The following is a 16,171-nucleotide window of genomic DNA, read 5'->3' as shown; positions in this document are numbered from 1 at the left end:
AGAATATATTGGAACTAATAAGAATTACATGGGATATATAAATGATTTTTTAAATCAATAAAATGAACTTTTTGGAATAACCTGGATTTATTTGGTTTGTTTAAGGAAAAGTATCCATAAAAATCATTGCTAATTCCAAAAAATTCCTGATATGATTCTTAAAACTGACCTAGAAACGCAGGGCAAGATAGGTGAAGTTAGCTAACCAGCAAGCTGGCTACCAATCATCACAAGTCTTATTCGCACCTTCGGTGCTCAACGAAAACCCTATGTTTTAAGGTCAAATCAATACCCAAAGGATTGCATAACCACTTAATTAAGAGGTCAGCATCCTTATGGACAATCAGCTTAAAACACCCACCAGAAAAAATGGTCGCCATCTTCGCGTTCCTGTTTTGCCTTCCGAAGAGAATCAGATTAAGTCAAATGCAGCAATAGCTGGGCTTTCAATTGCCGAGTATTTAAGAAGGATTAGTCTCGGCTATCAAATTCAAAGTAATGTTGATAAGGATCAGATACTGCAGTTAGCCAAGATTAATGGAGACTTAGGACGGCTTGGTGGACTGTTAAAACTATGGTTGACTCAAGATAAACGTGTTGCACACTTTGACCTTCAAACAATAAAAACATTGTTAACTCGTATTCAAACTACTCAGGATGCGATGTTTGAAGTGGTGAAAAAACTATGATTATTCGCCATATTCCTATGAAGAAAACAAGGCTTAGTAGTTTTTCAGGCCTTGTTCAATACCTATGTAATCAACAAAACAAACAGGAGCGAGTGGGTAAGGTCAGGTTATCAAACTGTAACAGTATCGATCCCATTTGGGCTGTTCAGGAGGTTTTGGCTACGCAAGCTAAAAACCAAAGAGCGACTGGAGATAAAACGTATCACATGCTTATTTCTTTTGCTTTAGGAGAAAACCCTTCGGCTCAAGTTTTACAGGAAATTGAAGATACGGTGACATCATCGATTGGATTTAAAGAGCACCAAAGAATCTCAGTTGTTCATCATGATACAGACAATCTTCATATTCATGTTGCGATTAATAAAATTCATCCTCAAACTTTTAATATGATTGAACCTTTCAGAGCATATAAGACTTTTGCTGAGGTTGCATCCAAGCTGGAAATTGAATTAGGTCTTCAAATAACCAATCATCAACCCCATAAAAACCATTCAGAAAATCTTGCTGACGATATGGAGCATCACTCAGGCATTGAAAGCTTAATTAATTGGATGAAACGCTATTGTAAAGAAAAAATCGAGGCTGCCAGTAGTTGGAAGGAGATTCATAGTATTTTGGCAGAACATGGGTTGATAATTCGTATTAAATCCAATGGTTTTGTGTTCTGCAATGTCCAAGGGCTTGCTGTTAAAGCAAGTTCAATTTCCAGAAGCTTTTCTAAAAAAAATCTCGAATCCAAGCTAGGTTCATTCGTACCATCCTACCCAGAAGACGATGGACCTGCATCAAATGTTTATCATTATGAACCATTAAATAAAAAGGTACTTGGCACCAATCTCTATGCCAAATATCAACACGAAAAATCACACAATAAATGTTTTTTTTCAGACAAACTTAAAAAGTTGCGTGAGGCCAGAATAAAACTTATTGAAAAGGCGAAAAAGCGAGGACGAATTAAACGAGCGGCTTTGAAGTTAATGAATTTTTCTAAAGCACAGAAAAAGTACCTCTATCAGCACATAAATAAAACGCTACTTAATGAGATTGAGAATATAAGAAAAAATTATTCAAAAGAACGTAACCAGTTATTAGATTCTCATCATAACAAAACCTGGGCTGATTGGCTAAAACAAAAAGCACAAGGTGGTGACCAGGATGCCTTAGCGGCAATGCGTTATCGTAATCGTAAAAATAAGCATGATTACACCATATCAGGATCAGGATCTTCTTTTTCTTCTTCTTTAAATTTTGGACAAATCGATTCTATCACTAAAGAAGGTACTGAGATTTATAAAAAAGATAACAGTGTTATTAGGGACAATGGAAAAGAAATTATCATTTCTAAAGGCGGGTCTATTCCTACGCTTAAAAGAGCCTTGGAAATGGCAACGCAGCGCTATGGTGACTGTATTTGTGTGAATGGGTCTCCATTATTTAAAAAGATTATCTTGCAGATTGTTATTCAATATCAAATGCCAATCACTTTTGTTGATTTGGATTTAGAAAATCAACGTCAAAAACTAAATTTTAAACAGGAGAAATCCCATGATCAATCAAGAGCAAACCGACATAGCCATCGAGGAAGAACTTCAAGAGGCCATGAGGCTGCTGGAACAGCCACTGGAAAGAGATGGGGGAGTACAAAGTCCAACTCTTTCAGCATTAGACAAGGCTCGCCAGCCAAAGATCACGACAGCTTGCGAAACTTGTCCAAATGCGATCTGGTTCAGCTCACCGGAGGAGGTCAAGTGCTATTGCCGGATAATGCACATGATCACGTGGAGCGGAAAGGATTCAAATCTGATAACCATGTGCGATGGAAGGTTTTTGGAATAAAGAAGAAATGAAAACTCTCCAAGTCTGAGCTAATTCAGTTTAGTGGTATATTATCTTGTGATATCAAAAAACTTTAAAATATAGATCTCGCTTTCTTTTTCATAGTAATTAAAAGCATCCATGTTTGATTTAGTTAAAAAATGTTTTTCATGCTTGCTACAACTTTTAGATATTAATAAAATCTCTGACAAACGCTCTTTCCCTTTTGGTATTAGATCTTGTACTTCAGAGATTGCGGTACAAATTTGAGCATAATTATTATCTATAGTTGTTTGTATAGCGGCGATAATATCTGTATGAAGTTCATACAACTGCTTAATGTATTGTGGTAATAGTTGGGTAACATCAATTAACTCATTAGGATATGAAACTAGTATTTTTTCTTTATCTAAATTGGCTTTTTTTAGCATATCCAAATATAGAATTACGTTAAAATTACCATCAGTAAAACTAATTTTGTGAATAGGGGCTCCTGAGTGCTGCGAGTAATGTCTCACTTCCTGTAAAATAATAGTTTCACAGCTATCTTTATTAATATGTTTTTCTTTAATTGCTTTAAAAGTTGGGCTGCTTATAATTTGGGGAAGTAAAGTTTTGCAGTATTCGGTATACGAGAAACAAGATGAAAGCAAGTTACAAATTCTGCGAGCTATTAAACTCGAGTATTCATTTATATCTTTATTTGTTAACACTTGTATGTCTTTCTGCCTTAAATCTAAATATTCTTTATAGTTACCCAAAAGCGTATTCATTGCTTGAGCTATTGTATTTGCATAAATATTTTGGTTTCTTGAGTTTAATAGAGATTTATACCGTTTGAATTTTATAGGTTTTTCAATACCAACTAAATCCATAAATGGATAAGCCAGGTAAAATGGAGACTTTGTATGAACAGCCGAATGGTAAAATTCATTTATCCGCTCAATTAATTGGCTAATTCCAGTTTTGTTTTTATCGTGCACCACCAAGCTTCCTATATTTCAATTATCTACAAATATTAACCACATATGCTGGTTTCTAGGTAATTATTCACAAGTGTTGTTAAAGAAAAACTTATAATCTTTTAATCTCTAATTCTGAATTAGTAATTTTAAAAAAACCATCTTTACCTTTTATAGGAGTAACAGTCCTATTATCTTGTAAACGGTAAGTTCTTAACCCTTCTATAAATCTATTTTTATCAGGGCTAATATTTGTGCCAGCTGTGACGGTAACTTCATATTTGTTACCTAAGTGATCAATCGCTTTGAAGATTTCAATTACTTTCATATTACATTTTCCCTGTTAATCATTCCCTGTAGAAACAGTATCGATTAGATTAATTATTACAGCTTTGGTCTATTAAAGTTAAGTATACACGTTTATTATATTTTTCGGGGTTCACATCTATTAACTCAATTTCATCAGTCATGTTGCTTTCCTCCAGTAATTAATTACCCATATGGGGGTTATCATTCCTTTGATTTGTTTTATGTGAATAAGACCATAATATCGACTATCGAATGACCATTCGCTTTGACTGGTCATCGTCATGATTTCATCTTTTGGAATTTTGTAATTTAGTACCTGCCATTGAGGTAAAGTGCGGTTCATTCCATCCTGTAATTTTGGTTTTGAATAAGGAATTAGCATTTGATTCACATAAACTCCTTCATTTGTCACAGAGAGGATATCGCCAGATACAGCCACCACTTTTTTCATTAAATAGCCATATCCATTACAATAAAGACCATGGTCTATATAACCTCTGTTCTTGGCTAATCTGAATGTTCGCCTATCATCTGGGCAAAAAATCACATAAGCATTTTTTAGCGGCTCTGCACCGGTGATGCGATATAAGCCTATAGGAATGGACTCAGTAAGATTTATCCTAAAGCCCATAGCATAGAACAATGAGCCTGCAGCAATAGTACTTATCAGAAAAATAGCGATGATGATGGACAGTTTTTTCATAACCTGATCACCTCATCCTCACTTAAACGAACACGTAAAATATCTGAGTGAACAGGAGCCTCAACTGATGCCCTTGCCATGAATACTAGATCTTTAAAATAAAGCGGCTGTTTACCATAAATGGCAGGGAAGCCTGCTGCGTAAACAACCATGTCGCCTGCTTCAACAATCAAACCATTAGAATCTTTTTTAGGCCCAGGCATACGCAGGCACTCATCAACGGTTAAAAGAGGTCTCGATATTTCCTGAATGGTTTTTGATATTTGATTTAAGAACGTAGAAAAGCGTTTCCCACTGGTGGTGATGTGTTCTTTAACAATAGTTGTTTGGCCTGTCAGCTTGGAAAGATGTTCTGCCGTTTCAACACGGTTAGGTGGATAAGCATTTTGGATGTGGCAATTAGAAGTGATGGTCTCATCAGGGCCATAACCACGTTCACGGCTTTTGAGCTGATTAATGTCCTGACAAATTAAGTAAAATTTTAAACCATAACCTGCAACAAAGGCTAATGACTCCTGTAGAATATCGAGTTTTCCCAGGCTTGGAAATTCATCAATCATGCAAAGCAGTCGATGTTTATACGTTTTTTTAGCGCTTACATAAGATAATCCTTTGTCATCGGATACACGCTCAAATTCCATTTTGTCAGCCAATAGTCTCACTATCATATTAATCATGACTCTAACCAGAGGTTGAAGCCTGGCCTTGTCATTAGGTTGAGTAACAATATAAAGACTCACGGGATTTTCATGGTTCATCAAATCTCGAATACAAAAATCGGAAGACGAGACGTTATGTGCTACCACGGGATCTCGGTATAACGCCAAATAAGATTTTAAAGTAGATAATACAGAGCCTGCTTCTTCTTCAGGTCGGTCTATCATGTCACGCGCAGAGGCTGAAATAACAGGATGGGTTTTGCCCTCAATATGAGGGTATTGCGTCATTTCAATGAGCAGGTCGGCAATATTAATATTGGGATCAACGAGCATATGGTCAATGTTGGGAAATGTGGCTGGTTCTCCCTGGTTGTTCAGTTTATAAATCGCATGCAGAATAAAACCAACCAAAAGGGCTTGAGAAGTTTTCTGCCAATGCGTTTCTAATCCTTTACCATCGGGATCAACTACAAGTGTTGCCAAATTTTGCACATCACCGACCTCTGATTCCGTACCTACTCTGATTTCATTCAGGGGATTCCAGCGAGCGGAACCTTTTAATGTTGCAGGTTCAAATCGTATGACTTTGTTGTTAGCATGTTTCTGCCGCCATCCAGCAGTCATTGCCCAAAGTTCGCCTTTTAAATCAGTAATGACGCAGGATTGTTTCCAGGATAAAAGGGTAGGGATCACTAGACCAACTCCTTTCCCTGAGCGTGTTGGTGCATAGGTTAAAACATGCTCAGGCCCATTGTGGCGCAAATAATGAATCTCACCTTTATCATCTTCAAATGCCCCAACATAAACTCCTTCATCATGTCCAATGAGGCTTGCATTGTTTAAATCCTCCCAATTAGCCCATCTAGCTGAACCGTGGAGGTAATCACTCACATTGTTCTTTTTAAAATATTTGGAAGCCAACACGATCATCATTAAAAAGAGACAGTCAATCATGACAATCAGACCAAAGGCAGCATTAAAAGAATTTGGGTAATAGGATTGATATTTAATCGCCCAAATAAAAATCTGCCAAGGCATATAAATATGGGCGAATGAAGTCCCAAGGACATCCGCATAGTGAAATTGATGAGCGAAAAACTGTGTGCCAATTTGCATGCTGATTAAAAAAGAAGAAATCACTAACCAGGTATGCGTTTTATTTGCCTTGCCATGATTTTTTTCTCTGACTTGAGGGCCTATGGCTTTATTCAGTTTGTTTTGAGTCATTGGCTATCTCCAGATGCTCTTTGGTTCACAAACTGACTGACCTCATCTGATGTATCAGTTCCTGAACTAAAGCTACCTCCTGGAGTACCCATAGACAGAATATTTTGTGCGTTGGATTCTTGCGATTCAGAAGCAGATGAATCTACCTTGTTCTGAATTGCCTCAGCAATTTTCCCACCTGTTGTGTCAGCAATTTTTTCAGCAATGGCCTCTTTAACCGAGTTTGCTTTTTCGCGAGCCACATCCATAGTACCTGATGCTAAATGGGAACCAAAAGAACCTGCAAATTTGGCAGCTGTTCCCATGGCTTCGGCTAAACCACCGGTTTTAGAGCCTTTATCCATCCCTGACACAGAACTTGTATCGCCAGAGTTGGTTGATTGGCTGGCTGCTTTAAATGCCGCATTGAGTGCAGATAATCCACCACCGCTTTGGGCAAGTACACTACCTGCAACCCCCGCCATGGCAGCCCCAGCTATTCCAGCAGCTCCCATAGCACCACCCAGACCGAGCCCACCGCCACCACCAGAACCACCTCCTGATACAATGGCGGCGAGTGCAGGTGGAATTTTATCGATAAGAACCAGTAACAGTACGGCAACTACCAGCATGACAAACATTTCTTTAAGCATGATGTTTTCAGACATTGCAGCGTAGTATTGATCTACAAAGGATTTACCAATACCAATAATTAAAATCATGGCAAAGGCTTGTAATGCAATGCCTAACACCGTTTTGTAGTAGTTAATAGCAATATCTTGTGTCCAACGGCCACCGCCAAACCCTAATAAAACAATGCCACCATAAGTTAAAATCCACGCGGTGATTAAGATAATGAGCATGTTGATACTGACTAAAGCTAATATAATCAGAATAACCCCTGCAACGAGCAATCCCACTGTAGTTGCTGCAGGAGACCAGATGGATGAGCTGTCTATGGCTTTTGAAACTATATCAAACCCAACATCTACAATAGTAGAGGGCGAGACATGCCCATTAATCCCAGAGGCTTTGGCTGCAAGTTGTCGCATCGAGTCTATGATTGCTTTTGCAAGCGCAGGTCCATTATCCAAAATCCAATAAAAAAAGCCGAGCACCACAAAAAATCGCACTGTTTCAGCTAATAACTCTTGAATGTCTGCTTTTCGCAATGCCATCAATCCGTAAGTCCACACCATACTAATTAAGGCCAAAGACCAAAACAAATATCTGGCATAACTCAACATGGTTTTGCTCCATAGCGCAGATGTGCTGGCAAATCGCTGTAAAATATTATCCAGCAAATCACGGCTATCCATGCCATGCCCTTGAGCATGGCAGCAAGCAGAAAACCCAAGTAAACAAAAAAGAATAAAATAGGGTGTTATTTTTTTATTCATAACATCACCACCTTTTGCCAGAACTTTTGGAATAACTACCCCCACGAAAGCATGCATCGCCAATCGCTTGGAGTTCTTCTTTAGTTCGACCCTCTCTTGAACTGTCACATGATAGAGAAGTCAAGTGTGGGGTCTTTTTTTGAGCTGTGGTTTTAGCACTGTCGCAACCGGACAGGACACAAGTAAGAACCAAAATTGATAAACATATAACTTTCATTTCCTCTCCTTTTTATGATGGATTACCATTTTTTTCCTGAGCTTTTATGGTATGCCCCTGATCTGAAATGCTCATCTCCCGCAGTCTGTATTGCTTCTTTGTTGGCATTCGCCGCATCTTTGACTGCCTGGGCATTCTGTTGCGCCAATAACACACCTCTGATTTGAAGCAATTGATGGGATTGATTACTTGCTAATTGAGAAGCGGCTTGGAGAGCCTGTTTTTGGCCTGCAGCACTTTGTGCTTGAGATTGCAACGTACGCAGCTTTGCAGAATCATTTTTTAAGCTCTGTTGTTGTTTATCAATCCCTTTGAGCATGGCATCATTGGAGCGTTTTTCAGCAACAGATGCCGCTAATCTGCTTTGTTTGATTTTTCTAAGTTCTTCAGCAGAGCATTGGCCATTACCATTAAAACAGGGGGTCTTTTGGTAGTATTCCTGACTTTGGAATCGGTCAAGATACCCTTGGAGGCTGCCAGCTTCCTGCTTGTAGTAATCAATGGTATCAGTCGACTCAAGCAAATTATTAATGACCGAGTTGGCATTATCCCATTCAAAGGAAGTCAGTGATTTGGTGTTGTCTAACATGTTTTGATATTGATCCATCTGATTTTTGTATTGATCGACTTGCGTTTTATACTCGCTTAGCTGAGTTGCAATCATTTTTCCATTTTGAATCCAGTTCGCAATGTCAAACACAGGTGCACCAGCCGCGAATACAGGTAAAGCAAAGCAGTAAATAATCATGGATTTGAATTTCATAATGCTCTCCTTTATTGATAGGCAAATTGTTTATAAGGCTGTTTAAACGTTAAATCTTTCACTACGATGATATTGAAACGATAACCTGGGCGAACATTGATGGTGGGGGACACATTCATGTTTTTTGAAACCAGTTGCGATGTAACCTCGCCCAATTGTTGCCCTAAAGCCTGACTCATGACGCTGCCAGCTGTGGGCTGAGCGTAACCGAATTGGTTGGATTGATTGGTATTTTGGCTATAAGTAATGCCAGCAATAATGCCTGACATTAAAAGTGCTGAGCCATAAATCCTTGCATAATGATGATCTACCTCATCGCGAAATCCTGCATATCCAGCACTATCAGCACCTGGCATTGAGCCGATATCTAAGGCTTTACTGTCTGGAAAAACCAGACGTTGCCAAGCCACTAATACAGAGTTTTGGCCAAAAGGCACATCGCTGGAATATAACCCCAATATCTTGGTGCCTTGGGGTATCAAAAGATATTTTCCAGTAGCGGTGTCATATACGTTTTGTGATACTTGAGCAATGATTTGACCTGGTAATTCTGAAGAAATACCACTAATCATTACCCCTGGAATCACGCTACCAGTTCTTAGTTCGTATCGACTGTTTGGGTTTTGCAACGTTGAATTTAAATGCCAGCGCATTTCATTTTCCTCACCACCTAATGTTTGTGGCATAGGTTTGGCCTGTCTTCCTTGTAATAATGCGAGCTGCTCTTTAAACGCTGAGTTAGCGTCAATGTTTAATGTCATCTCATTGCTATTCATAGACGTTTTGGTAGTGTCGCGATTATTTAATCGTGGGTTATCGACCATTACGGATGACTTAGCTTTGACAGCCTCTTCAAATTCTTGAGTTTTTTCCTGACGAATACGTTCAATTTCAGCTTCAGATACCTCTTGTGTCAGAGTAGCTTCTTGATGAGGAAGTTGTTCAAGAATGGGCAAAGGGCCTGCTTCATTATTAGCTATCGTGTCACTCTGGGGAGGAATCACTGCTGTTTTATGATTTCCTACCACATCATTAGCAAGGCTCATGGTATTTTTCTTAGGGTTATTAACCTTTGCTATTTCTTGTGGCTGGTTTTGCGCATTAGCCCGTTTATTGGCAACCAATGCGATGAGCACCACAAAAAGAGTTAAAATACCAATTGCAATCATGAGTGGCACATTATTTACTCGTTTTACACCTGTGGTTTCAAGCTTTTGCGGTGAATTGTCTAGTGACAAATAATCATTATTTCGATTCATTGTTCTTACTCCTTATGAGTCCATGCGCTGACAGGAATGATATTTTCATTGTTTTTTGCATACAGACGGCTCAATGTTTGTATTCCTACAAAAAGGCTTACTCGATAACTTTGAGGTTTAAGCTCATCAAGAACGTAGAAAAAATTAGCTTTATTCTTAGGGCATTGATTTTCATTGATGCCATAGCCCTTTTTTCTCAAATTTTGAATAAGACTTAAGCCAAAGCCATCGTTGACTGCCTGACCAATACAAAATGTATTTTGAGCAGGGGGATAGACTCGGGTTAATTGAGTGGCTGCATCTGCCGCAAGATAAGCATCTTTACCCTGAGGCATTTGGGTGAAATTGCCATAACGCATGCTGGCACAGCTTGATAACAAGACGGCAGCCAATAAAACACTTAATTCTTTCATCTTCAGCACCTTGTAATCGTAATTTTATCTTGAGAGGAACCGCTGCCGATAACCAATATGGCTTTATCAAAAACACCATCCACGATGTAACGACAACCCTGGAGGCGATAATTGACCATGACGGATTCTGATTTTTTAAATAGCCCTCGACTTCTTAAAACCAGCAGCGCGGGCGCTTCACTTTGAGCCATGGTTCGTGGCATCTCAATAATCGTTTTGACGCCATTGTTATATACTCTAACAGGCTTAAATCGGGCATTGCCTTGAATGCGATAATTGAAGTTAAGATCACCTAGATATTCATTGGTTTCTGGTAAGGTATCTACTTTTCGTCTTTCAGCCTGGATACGTTGTAGTAACTGCCATTTGGCTTTTGCCTCATCAGGATAAGTAAATGAAATGTAAGGCATAAATTCGGCTCTATCTGACTTTAATCTAAAGTGATAGGTTCTTCGGTCCGTGGTGACTACTAAAGAAGAATCAAGCCCTACATCTTTAGGTTTTATGAGCAGATGGATTTGTTGCATAGTCCCTGATCCTGTGATGGATGGTTCAACAACAAAGCGTGGGTCACCGACATTCATGTCGTTAAACTGCTCACCTGGTTGGAGGGCAATATCACACACTTGTAAAGGCGCACAAACTACCCTGATTTGCCCTGATCCATAAATAAAACTGACTGAACCATCGCTTGATGCAAAGGGTTTACTTGTTTTTTCTCCTTTTTGTGTACGCTCTGCGATATCTAAACCTTGTTTTTCCTGACTCGATAGCTTAGGCGCAGTTTCGGAAAAATAATGTTCGGCCAGAATAGTGTTATCCAATGCAAAACTTGTGAGCGGGGTTAATAAACAAAATAGCTGCATTATTCTTTTCATTGTTGTTCTCCATGCTTTAATTCGTAGGACCAGTTAAAATCACGCACATAAATCAAATGCGGATTTTTTAAAATGGACTCGCTGGTAACATCATTGATTTCATTCTCCTGATACATCGTAACCATTGCTTTCATCATGCGAGGCTTTTCCTTAAGCGATCCATCACGATTTCTCACCGTTTCAATCCAGTCAACTTGCCAGGTCTCATCCGACTCTTGAAGTACTGAGCGAATGTCTATGCTCACAATCTCAAAGGCAGCTCTTTCAAAGGGATTGGATTGCAGCTTGTCACTGTAGAACTCTTGAATCTTGGCTAAAGCTGCGTCATTGGCATTTAAATAGGAATACACTTGAAAAACTGCCTTCTTTTGCAGTTCCGTATCAAGGCTTACCATGCGAACGTTTTCAATAAAATGGGCAGCTGCAGCACGATAATCGTCAATGCTTGCGTCACCAACCTTATCAGCACGGGTAACTGACAAGGTATTGCCATTGGCATCTTGTTGAAACACCAAAGGGATAAATTTGGATTGACTACCTATCGCAATGAGTCCACCAACTGACGCCAATGCGATTAACAGGCTACCTAATCCCACCAATTGCCAAAGGTGTACTGATTTCATAAGACCTGCGGTATGAACATTCCAGGCACGTCTAGCGTTGAGGTAGGGGTTATTCGTTATACTTTTTTTCATGCTGCTTCTCCGTACTGAGCCAAATGAATACCTTTTTCTGAAAGCCATTGAGAGACCCACTCACTTTCATACTTCGACTCCAATTGCTTCATGCGCGCAATCGAATCGGGATCTGTTGCACCCACAAACGCTAAGGCATAAGGACCTAATGCCAATTGATAAAGTCTTTGGCCTTTTTCACTGACATAGTAGTAATCACGTTTGGGTTGAGCAGATGCTATAATGTCTATCTGACGTGGATTTAAGCCCATGCGCTCATAAATGAGGCGGGTTTCAGGATCTCTTGCATACAGATTGGGTAAAAAGATTTTGGTGGCAGTTGATTCAACAATAATATCTAAGATTCCAGAGTTGGCTGCATGAGATAAATGTTGCGTGGCCATAAACACCACACAGTTTTTCTTCGCCATGGAATCAAGCCATTCAGCAATCTTGTTTTTAAACACAGGATGCGCCAGCATTAACCAGGCTTCATCAAGCAAGATTAAGGTGGGGCGACCATCTAATGAGGTTTCAATCCGCCTAAAGAGATAAAGCAACACAGGCAATGCAAATTTTTCACCCAAGCCCATTAAATGCTCGATTTCAAAGGTCATAAAGGAAGACAAACCAAGCCCATCACTTTCTGCATCCAATAAATGCCCCATCAAACCATCAATAGTGTATTGCTTTAATGTTTCTCTAATGGGTTCATCTTGAATCGTCATGACAAATTCAGATAAGGTTTTAGAGCCACTTTGGTGCATGCTTAGAATGGCATGACCGATTTCATTGCGCTGAGCTGGTGTGGTATTCAAACCATTCAAAGCTAAAATCGTATCAATCCACTCCATAGCCCAAGCTCGGTCTGCTTTAGTCTCTAAAAACTGTAAGGGCGCAAAGGCTAGACGAGAGTCTTTACCTGCGATAGTGAAATGCTCCCCACCTGTTGCTTTACAGGTTGGATACATCGACATGCCTTTATCAAAAGAATAAATACGCGCATCCTTATATCGACGCCAGGATAATGCCAATAAACCAAGATGGGTTGATTTACCAGAACGCGTGGGACCAAACATAATGCCATGGCCTAAATCTCTGACATGAAGATTTAAACGAAATGGCGCATTACCACTGGTGACACAGTGCAGCAAAGGTGGTGATTGAGGGGGAAACAGTGGGCAGGGTGCTTTATTTTCACCAGTCCAGATGCTGGATGTTGGTAATAAATCAGCTAAATTCATCGTATTCATCAGAGGCCTTCGGATGTTTTCAACACCATGACCTGGTAGGCTGCCCATAAAGGCGTCCATAGTATTAATGGTTTCTGTTCGTGCGCTAAAGCCTAAGGCATTGATATTCTTTTCGATAAATAGAGCAGCGTTTTCAACGTTCGTTCTATCCTCATCCATTAACACCACGACGGATGTATAGTAGCCTTGACCCACCATTCCTGAATTGGTTTCGGCAATGGCAGCTTGCGCGTCATTAACCATGCTGAGCGCATCTTCATCAACAATACCGGAGCTGGTATTAAACATTTGGTCAAAAAAGCCTCTGACCTTTTGTTTCCACTTTTTACGGAACTTAGTGAAATGAGCCACCGCTTCATGGAGATCCATGAATATGAAGCGAGAGTTCCAGCGATATTCCACAGGTAATTGAGTCAACAGCGTTAAAATACCTGGGTAAGACTCCATGGGGAATCCTTCAATAGCAACACATTGAATGAACTTTCGGCCAATTTTTGGTGTTATACCTGGAATTAATTCCTGACCGCCTATGAGTGCATCCAGATAAATTGGATTTTTAGGCAGATTAATGGGATGGTTAATTCCCGTGACACAATATTGGATGTGTCTTAAAAAGTTATCTTGAGTGACGTTATGGTGTTTGTTGATGATTATTTCTGTGCCTAACCTTTCCAGGTGAAGTGCAGCACTCATACGTGATTCAAAGTTTCTGCATGATTGCTTGAAGGTTTCAATCAATTGATGGGTTTTTTCTTTGTGGTTTAATTTCTCCCCGGAATCATCAAACATCAATTCAACAAAACGCTTTTGAGCCAATACAGGTGGATACCAGGTTAGGGTGATAACAAAATAACCTTCATACAAAGCACCAATACTTTCAAAGTATTGCCTTCTTTCTTCGTCAACAGTCTTCGACACAAAATCGGGAAAATATGAAGCGCTGCACTCACTGTAACTAGGAGCAGCACGTCTTATGGCATCGACATGGATCATCCAGCCGTTACCCATAGAGGACATTGCCTGATTGATTCTAAAAGCCATCATTTCACGAGCTTCATCTGTAGTATTGGCTATGTCTTCACCTTGATAAAGCCAGGCTGCCATAAACGACCCATTTTTACCGATAATGACGCCATCATCGACAACTGCCGCATAATTCAGTAAGTCAACCAATCCTGCTGTATGACTTCGATGTTTTTTGACATGGTGTTTACGACTTTTCATTCTAGCAGCGCTAAACAACGTACCTAATAGCAACAGGCCAGTAATACTTATTAAAAAGGTAATGAACTCAATCATAAATAACCTCCTTTATTATTACGAAAAGGGGTTGAGCGTGCTGGGTAATAGGCCTGATAGCCTCTTTGTCTCAGATAAACTGCTCTCATATAAGGATCTGCTTTTGCCATAAGCCTTAGACCTTTTAAAGCTAAAAACCAAAGGGCAAAGCCAAAAAGTGCGGCGAGCCAATCTTGAGCTGCGAATACTAAGATTGCTGATAGTAAACCTGAAAACATAACCAGTTCGCGATCCCCTCCCATAAAAAGGTTTGGGCGGTTCCCGCATCGTCTTATTGGAATTGTTCTCAAACTCATAGTGGCAACTCCGTTGTTGATTCAGAATGAGTAGGTCTAGAAATTTCAGCGCCTTTGCCCGTAATAGCAGTCATGGTATTTTGCGCAGCAACCAAGAATGCAAGCACCAGTACAATAAAGAGAAGTGTTCGCAAAAAACCATTCATTTCACCACCAAAAATCAGCGTGGCTCCCGCGCCAACCAAACCAATAATCGCGGCAGTAAATGCAAAGGGGCCTGTAATCGATTTTTGTATTCTGGTGAGATAGGAGTCAAAGGGTAATCCTCCACCCGCACTTGATGCACATGCGGGATGTGTGATGAGAAGAAGCAATAAAATAATGGCCCCTAATATCCATATACTTCGATAATTCATAGTGAATGTTTGGTTCATATTTATTCCTTAAATAAGTTGTTCGATGTTGTAATGACCGTTTTCATAGCCTTTGACGGAGATGATTTCTTCAACTCGCCTACCTTCTGGGGTTCTTGCGATATGCACCACGCAATGGACCGTCTCACCAATTAAAGGTTCAATTTCAGATGGAGCAGCGGGATTACGTGTAATCAGTGATTTCAAACGGTGAAGTCCAGCAAGACAGTTATTGGCATGTAACGTAGCAGCGCCACCCTCATGACCGGTGTTCCAGGCATCAAGTAAATCCAACGCTTCACTGCCTCGAACTTCGCCAACAAGGATTCGATCAGGCCGCATCCTAAGAGTGGTTTTCAAAAGCTGGGTCATATTGACATCAAGGGTGGTGTGATATTGAACACAGTTCTCAGCCGTACATTGAATTTCACCAGTATCTTCAATGATGAAGACACGCTCGGATGGAGAACTACAAACCATTTCATTAATAATGGCGTTCACTAAAGTAGTTTTACCAGAGCCCGTGCCACCAATGACTAGAATATTTCGATGCGCAATAACGACTTTTTTAATCACTGTGCATTGTGTTTCTGTCATAATTCCAGATTTTACATAATCATCTAGTGTAAAAACCGAAATGGCTTTTTTACGAATTGCAAACGTTGGTTTTGAAACTACTGGGGGCAGCTGCCCTGCAAAACGAGAACCATCCAGAGGTAACTCACCTTCCAATATCGGATTAAAACGGGTTACTTCTTTACCATGAAAGCCCGCAACAGTTTTAATGATGGATTCAGCGCGCGTATCAGTAATATTACCTATGCAACGCATGGCTTCACCAAGGCGTTCCTGCCAAAGCTTGCCATCTGCATTAAGCATGAGTTCAACGGTTTTAGGATCACTTAGTGCTTGCTCAATCATCCCTCCTAAGTCACGTCTTAGCTTTTCACGGGCACGGTCTTTAACCGTTATTCCTTGTTCTTCTTGTGCCTTCATACGATATAATCCTCAACGACTGATATT

The 16,171-nt window shown here is 39.9% G+C and carries 17 protein-coding genes; 2 read left to right on the top strand and 15 right to left on the bottom strand.

Features of this window, described 5'->3' with window-relative positions; translation table 11 throughout:
- The first annotated feature begins 335 nt into the window (after positions 1 to 335).
- Positions 336 to 689: a conjugal transfer transcriptional regulator TraJ gene (traJ, locus tag ELY15_RS00435; protein WP_127097684.1), complete on the top strand. Its 354-nt coding sequence runs from the start codon at positions 336 to 338 to the stop codon at positions 687 to 689.
- The gene (traI, locus tag ELY15_RS00430) at positions 686 to 2,536 is read left to right on the top strand and encodes a TraI/MobA(P) family conjugative relaxase (protein WP_127097683.1); all 1,851 of its coding nucleotides are present in this window, start codon (positions 686 to 688) and stop codon (positions 2,534 to 2,536) included. Before traJ ends, traI begins: the two co-directional genes overlap by 4 nt.
- Positions 2,537 to 2,575: 39 nt before the next feature.
- On the opposite strand, the gene ELY15_RS00425 is transcribed toward traI, so the two are convergent.
- The 15 genes from ELY15_RS00425 to trbB all read right to left on the bottom strand — a co-directional run bounded on the left by ELY15_RS00425 (position 2,576) and on the right by trbB (position 16,144).
- Positions 2,576 to 3,487: a hypothetical protein gene (locus ELY15_RS00425; RefSeq protein WP_233586442.1), complete on the bottom strand. Its 912-nt coding sequence runs from the start codon at positions 3,485 to 3,487 to the stop codon at positions 2,576 to 2,578.
- A gap of 91 nt (positions 3,488 to 3,578) precedes the next feature.
- On the bottom strand, positions 3,579 to 3,794 hold the full coding sequence (locus ELY15_RS00420) for a hypothetical protein (RefSeq protein WP_127097681.1): 216 nt from the start codon (positions 3,792 to 3,794) through the stop codon (positions 3,579 to 3,581).
- Positions 3,795 to 3,932: 138 nt separating this feature from the next.
- Positions 3,933 to 4,478, bottom strand: a complete 546-nt coding sequence (traF, locus tag ELY15_RS00415; protein WP_127097680.1) for a conjugative transfer signal peptidase TraF — start codon at positions 4,476 to 4,478, stop codon at positions 3,933 to 3,935.
- Positions 4,475 to 6,364, bottom strand: a complete 1,890-nt coding sequence (locus tag ELY15_RS00410; protein ID WP_127097679.1) for a type IV secretory system conjugative DNA transfer family protein — start codon at positions 6,362 to 6,364, stop codon at positions 4,475 to 4,477. The genes traF and ELY15_RS00410 overlap by 4 nt, the downstream gene beginning before the upstream one ends.
- Positions 6,361 to 7,743: a P-type conjugative transfer protein TrbL gene (trbL, locus tag ELY15_RS00405; protein ID WP_127097678.1), complete on the bottom strand. Its 1,383-nt coding sequence runs from the start codon at positions 7,741 to 7,743 to the stop codon at positions 6,361 to 6,363. The genes ELY15_RS00410 and trbL overlap by 4 nt, the downstream gene beginning before the upstream one ends.
- A gap of 4 nt (positions 7,744 to 7,747) precedes the next feature.
- Positions 7,748 to 7,960, bottom strand: coding sequence for a hypothetical protein (locus tag ELY15_RS00400; protein WP_127097677.1), 213 nt, complete (start codon positions 7,958 to 7,960; stop codon positions 7,748 to 7,750).
- Positions 7,961 to 7,982: 22 nt separating this feature from the next.
- The gene (trbJ, locus tag ELY15_RS00395; RefSeq protein WP_127097676.1) at positions 7,983 to 8,723 is read right to left on the bottom strand and encodes a P-type conjugative transfer protein TrbJ; all 741 of its coding nucleotides are present in this window, start codon (positions 8,721 to 8,723) and stop codon (positions 7,983 to 7,985) included.
- 11 nt (positions 8,724 to 8,734) lie between these two features.
- Complete coding sequence (locus ELY15_RS00390) at positions 8,735 to 9,982, bottom strand: TrbI/VirB10 family protein (protein ID WP_127097675.1); 1,248 nt, start codon at positions 9,980 to 9,982, stop codon at positions 8,735 to 8,737.
- Positions 9,983 to 9,987: 5 nt separating this feature from the next.
- Positions 9,988 to 10,395, bottom strand: a complete 408-nt coding sequence (locus tag ELY15_RS00385; RefSeq protein WP_127097674.1) for a conjugal transfer protein TrbH — start codon at positions 10,393 to 10,395, stop codon at positions 9,988 to 9,990.
- A gap of 2 nt (positions 10,396 to 10,397) precedes the next feature.
- Positions 10,398 to 11,273, bottom strand: a complete 876-nt coding sequence (gene trbG, locus ELY15_RS00380; RefSeq protein WP_127097673.1) for a P-type conjugative transfer protein TrbG — start codon at positions 11,271 to 11,273, stop codon at positions 10,398 to 10,400.
- A complete protein-coding gene (locus ELY15_RS00375; protein ID WP_127097672.1) occupies positions 11,270 to 11,968 on the bottom strand; it encodes a conjugal transfer protein TrbF in 699 nt (232 codons plus the stop codon). The genes trbG and ELY15_RS00375 overlap by 4 nt, the downstream gene beginning before the upstream one ends.
- A complete protein-coding gene (locus ELY15_RS00370) occupies positions 11,965 to 14,499 on the bottom strand; it encodes a conjugal transfer protein TrbE (protein WP_127097671.1) in 2,535 nt (844 codons plus the stop codon). Before ELY15_RS00370 ends, ELY15_RS00375 begins: the two co-directional genes overlap by 4 nt.
- Positions 14,496 to 14,795: a conjugal transfer protein TrbD gene (locus tag ELY15_RS00365; protein ID WP_127097670.1), complete on the bottom strand. Its 300-nt coding sequence runs from the start codon at positions 14,793 to 14,795 to the stop codon at positions 14,496 to 14,498. Before ELY15_RS00365 ends, ELY15_RS00370 begins: the two co-directional genes overlap by 4 nt.
- Positions 14,792 to 15,169, bottom strand: coding sequence for a TrbC/VirB2 family protein (locus ELY15_RS00360; RefSeq protein WP_127097669.1), 378 nt, complete (start codon positions 15,167 to 15,169; stop codon positions 14,792 to 14,794). The genes ELY15_RS00365 and ELY15_RS00360 overlap by 4 nt, the downstream gene beginning before the upstream one ends.
- 9 nt (positions 15,170 to 15,178) lie before the next feature.
- A complete protein-coding gene (trbB, locus tag ELY15_RS00355) occupies positions 15,179 to 16,144 on the bottom strand; it encodes a P-type conjugative transfer ATPase TrbB (RefSeq protein WP_127097668.1) in 966 nt (321 codons plus the stop codon).
- Positions 16,145 to 16,171 lie beyond the last annotated feature (27 nt).

It is taken from the genome of Legionella sp. km772 (assembly GCF_003989735.1).
Classification (GTDB): domain Bacteria; phylum Pseudomonadota; class Gammaproteobacteria; order Legionellales; family Legionellaceae; genus Legionella.
This window is presented reverse-complemented; position numbering and strand designations above follow the sequence as displayed.

What these genes read in the sequence shown, in the direction of transcription:
- traJ (WP_127097684.1), top strand. Translation starts at nt 336, where the DNA reads ATGGACAATCAGCTTAAAACACCCACCAGAAAAAATGGTCGCCATCTT.
- traI (WP_127097683.1), top strand. Translation starts at nt 686, where the DNA reads ATGATTATTCGCCATATTCCTATGAAGAAAACAAGGCTTAGTAGTTTT.
- ELY15_RS00420 (WP_127097681.1), bottom strand. Translation starts at nt 3,794, where the DNA reads ATGAAAGTAATTGAAATCTTCAAAGCGATTGATCACTTAGGTAACAAA.
- traF (WP_127097680.1), bottom strand. Translation starts at nt 4,478, where the DNA reads ATGAAAAAACTGTCCATCATCATCGCTATTTTTCTGATAAGTACTATT.
- ELY15_RS00410 (WP_127097679.1), bottom strand. Translation starts at nt 6,364, where the DNA reads ATGACTCAAAACAAACTGAATAAAGCCATAGGCCCTCAAGTCAGAGAA.
- trbL (WP_127097678.1), bottom strand. Translation starts at nt 7,743, where the DNA reads ATGAATAAAAAAATAACACCCTATTTTATTCTTTTTTGTTTACTTGGG.
- ELY15_RS00400 (WP_127097677.1), bottom strand. Translation starts at nt 7,960, where the DNA reads ATGAAAGTTATATGTTTATCAATTTTGGTTCTTACTTGTGTCCTGTCC.
- trbJ (WP_127097676.1), bottom strand. Translation starts at nt 8,723, where the DNA reads ATGAAATTCAAATCCATGATTATTTACTGCTTTGCTTTACCTGTATTC.
- ELY15_RS00390 (WP_127097675.1), bottom strand. Translation starts at nt 9,982, where the DNA reads ATGAATCGAAATAATGATTATTTGTCACTAGACAATTCACCGCAAAAG.
- ELY15_RS00385 (WP_127097674.1), bottom strand. Translation starts at nt 10,395, where the DNA reads ATGAAAGAATTAAGTGTTTTATTGGCTGCCGTCTTGTTATCAAGCTGT.
- trbG (WP_127097673.1), bottom strand. Translation starts at nt 11,273, where the DNA reads ATGAAAAGAATAATGCAGCTATTTTGTTTATTAACCCCGCTCACAAGT.
- ELY15_RS00375 (WP_127097672.1), bottom strand. Translation starts at nt 11,968, where the DNA reads ATGAAAAAAAGTATAACGAATAACCCCTACCTCAACGCTAGACGTGCC.
- ELY15_RS00370 (WP_127097671.1), bottom strand. Translation starts at nt 14,499, where the DNA reads ATGATTGAGTTCATTACCTTTTTAATAAGTATTACTGGCCTGTTGCTA.
- ELY15_RS00365 (WP_127097670.1), bottom strand. Translation starts at nt 14,795, where the DNA reads ATGAGTTTGAGAACAATTCCAATAAGACGATGCGGGAACCGCCCAAAC.
- ELY15_RS00360 (WP_127097669.1), bottom strand. Translation starts at nt 15,169, where the DNA reads ATGAACCAAACATTCACTATGAATTATCGAAGTATATGGATATTAGGG.
- trbB (WP_127097668.1), bottom strand. Translation starts at nt 16,144, where the DNA reads ATGAAGGCACAAGAAGAACAAGGAATAACGGTTAAAGACCGTGCCCGT.